This is a genomic window from Rhodanobacter sp. FW104-R8 (assembly GCF_001617365.1).
In the GTDB taxonomy this organism is placed as follows: domain Bacteria; phylum Pseudomonadota; class Gammaproteobacteria; order Xanthomonadales; family Rhodanobacteraceae; genus Rhodanobacter.
The window spans coordinates 1-2,583 of record NZ_LVJR01000054.1; the positions used below are offsets into that span (position 1 = coordinate 1).

Consider the following 2,583-nt stretch of genomic DNA (forward strand, 5'->3'; position numbering starts at 1 on the left):
CAGGTACGAAAGCCATCTCCGGCGCTGCTCGATCAGATGGCTGTGACAGCATGAAAACGTGGGGAAACCTCAGGGCCGGAGGGAATTAATTCGGTTTAATTCCCTCCGGCCCCTTATGCGATCGATCCGGGCCGGCACCAGTTGGTGTTCCATATCGAAGGCGCCTCCTTCCCCAATTGGGAGGGGCAGGAGCAAACCCGCGCCTTCGAATTGCGCGGCGACACACTGAGCTACCGGGTACCGCCGCGTCCGGACGGCAACGTGCCCGTTTCGGTTTGGCGGCGCATCGGCGAGTGAGCCAGTTCTCAGAAAAGGGGTTCTAAGGTGACCCCTGTTTTGCTCCTAAAGCTTTGCGTGACCGAACTACCGCGCACGCGGCGCCTTTTTCCAGATCGAATTTGGCCTGAAGCTCCAACCAGAAACATTTGTCGGTACCCAGCGCCGCCGCCAGGCCCGCATCGGTATCTACCGTGACGTCGCGTCTGCCGAGCACGATGTCTTTGATATGGACTGTCGACATGCCGGCGGTGCGCGCCAGGGCGCTCTGACTGATGCCCATGGGCGTCAGGAACTGCTTACGCAACACTTCGCCGGGATGGGCGGTGGGCACGCTCTTCATGATCGCCTCGTTGGTGTCAGTGGTAGTGAGGAATGGCTTCCCTGGTTTGGCCGAAGCCAGGACCCTGCGTTTGCCAGCATCTGACCCGCTCACCGCCACCAGGCAAAGATTCACCCAATGAACCCGCGGCATGTGAAGCGCTGTCCACGGGCAAATACCTTCGCCCGGCAAGGTATCCGGCCTGTTCTTCCTCCACGCCGGTTTGCGATCCGCGTGCCCTCCCGAGCCTCTGCGATTCCATCTGGCGGATGATGTCGCGCACCGTCATCGCGTCGTTGAAGATGGCATCGCCCAGCAAGGACAGCGTGTGCTTGGCGAACTCGGCCTCATCACTGGCGATCACCACATCGCCATGGGCAGAGATCATGGCGATCAGCCGGTCGAGCGTATCGATCTGATCCAGGGTCACGCCGAAGATGTAGCGGCCGTCCGCATCATCGGGTACCTCCTCCGCGATTTCAGGCCCCGCCTCGGCCCCAGGCGCAGCCTCCCTTTCGGACCGGTAGGCCGGCCACGAGATGTCGTCCAGCACCAGCTCCACCTGCTCCGCCAGCCTTTCCAGGCAGATCGCCACTTCGCCCACGCGAATCTCGGCGGTGAACTCCTGATCCTCGTCCGGCCTACGCGGTTGCGCCAGGTGCGACAGGAATTCCATGTACTCGCGCAGCTTCTTCAGCCGCAGCTGGCTGTCTTCCGGCATGAAATAGCCCGTTGTTTCCAGATCATCCGAATCGAACGTCGACATGGTCGCCTCCTATTCCATGAAGTGCCCGTCCACGGCATGACGACGGACGGGAAGTCGGGCGGTTAGAAACCGCCAACAAACGGCGGGCGTATTCCCCTGGAGGGTGGTGTATTGGCCGCCCTGCCCGATGCAGGCATCACGGCACCGGCCCCGCCCAATCGGCTGCCCATGCAAGTCAGACAAGTCAGGAAGTGGACTCTGCCCTGCTTTCTTGAACAGGCACGCCATGTTCAGCACCTGCGTGCATTGATGATGCGAGCGCGGCACCGCTGCCGGCGCAACGCCCCGGCGCCACTTTCGAAGGTGGCAGGCGCCGCAGCGAAACCGGCCGCAACGTGCTCGACAAGGCTGGCAACGGTGGCTGCGATGCACTTCATGGTTGGCACATTGCAACTTATACGTGTAGTTGTCAACAACTTGAAAGTGCCACCATGAGAATGCGGGTGCGCAACAATCGTTGCAACTACTCAACGTCGCCAGGCGTGCACGCCTGGCGACGACGCAACCACAGGAACCTGGATGGCTGCCCCCTACGAAGAATTCGCGGAGCGCCTACGGCAAACGCTGGACCGTGCCCGTTTCGTGGAAGGGCGCGGACGAACGGGCGCCCTGGCCGACCGCTATGCCGTGTCGCGCGAGACCGTCCGCAAATGGCTTACCGGCCTCACCCTGCCCGAGCTTGCCCGCATCATCGAGCTGGCGAAGGATTTCGACGTCAGCTTCGAATGGCTGGCCACCGGCCGCGGGCAAGCCCACCTGGGGGTGGGAGAAAAATCCCCCGCCTATCGACGCCTCACCGACAACGAGGGCCGCCTGCTCGATGCCTTCCGCAACCTGCCCGAGCCCAAGCGGCGGCTGTTGGTGGATTTCCTCTCGTAAGGCAAAAGGTGTCAGGGACAATTTGAACGTCCCGGCGGCCGTCCGACCGGCCGCACGGTAGCGAATCGGCCTGTCCTGGCTTCAACCCACAACCGGAACCGATCCGTCCCCAGCACCTTCTGCTGTTGCAAATGGATGCGGATCTCTTCGACAAGTTCGTCGGACAACACCTCGGCGAACAAAGCCTGGTACGCCGAGCTGCGACTTGCCGGGTCGTTGCCAAGCCCAAGGTACTCGCGATGCGGAGTGAGCAGCGGATCCGTGCGCCGGGTTCTACCCCGTTAACGCGGACACTTCTAAGAAGACCGATCATGGTCAAAAAGGAGTGTCATGTCCAAGC

At 61.9% G+C, this 2,583-nt stretch carries 5 protein-coding genes; 3 read left to right on the forward strand and 2 right to left on the reverse strand.

All coding sequences use genetic code 11. The features are described from left to right. The first annotated feature begins 120 nt into the window (after positions 1-120). The gene (locus tag RHOFW104R8_RS16975; RefSeq protein WP_255373082.1) at positions 121-297 is read left to right on the forward strand and encodes a lipocalin-like domain-containing protein; all 177 of its coding nucleotides are present in this window, start codon (positions 121-123) and stop codon (positions 295-297) included. Positions 298-319: 22 nt separating this feature from the next. Here the strand turns inward: RHOFW104R8_RS16975 and RHOFW104R8_RS10940 are convergent, their stop codons facing one another. Both RHOFW104R8_RS10940 and RHOFW104R8_RS10945 read right to left on the reverse strand, forming a co-directional pair. Then, on the reverse strand, positions 320-619 hold the full coding sequence (locus tag RHOFW104R8_RS10940) for a HigA family addiction module antitoxin (protein WP_068094680.1): 300 nt from the start codon (positions 617-619) through the stop codon (positions 320-322). A 16-nt stretch (positions 620-635) separates the two neighbouring features. Further along, positions 636-1,364 carry an XAC0095 family protein gene (locus RHOFW104R8_RS10945; protein ID WP_201028748.1) on the reverse strand — a complete coding sequence of 243 codons (729 nt, stop codon included), beginning with the start codon at positions 1,362-1,364 and terminating at the stop codon, positions 636-638. Positions 1,365-1,883: 519 nt separating this feature from the next. Here RHOFW104R8_RS10945 and RHOFW104R8_RS10950 point away from each other — a divergent pair. Further along, a complete protein-coding gene (locus RHOFW104R8_RS10950; protein WP_068094684.1) occupies positions 1,884-2,243 on the forward strand; it encodes a helix-turn-helix domain-containing protein in 360 nt (119 codons plus the stop codon). A 131-nt stretch (positions 2,244-2,374) separates the two neighbouring features. Further along, positions 2,375-2,583: hypothetical protein (locus RHOFW104R8_RS17825; RefSeq protein WP_235605141.1), on the forward strand; the 209-nt coding region annotated here is incomplete at its 3' end.

What these genes read in the sequence shown, in the direction of transcription:
- RHOFW104R8_RS10945 (WP_201028748.1), bottom strand. Translation starts at nt 1,364, where the DNA reads ATGTCGACGTTCGATTCGGATGATCTGGAAACAACGGGCTATTTCATG.
- RHOFW104R8_RS10940 (WP_068094680.1), bottom strand. Translation starts at nt 619, where the DNA reads ATGAAGAGCGTGCCCACCGCCCATCCCGGCGAAGTGTTGCGTAAGCAG.
- RHOFW104R8_RS10950 (WP_068094684.1), top strand. Translation starts at nt 1,884, where the DNA reads ATGGCTGCCCCCTACGAAGAATTCGCGGAGCGCCTACGGCAAACGCTG.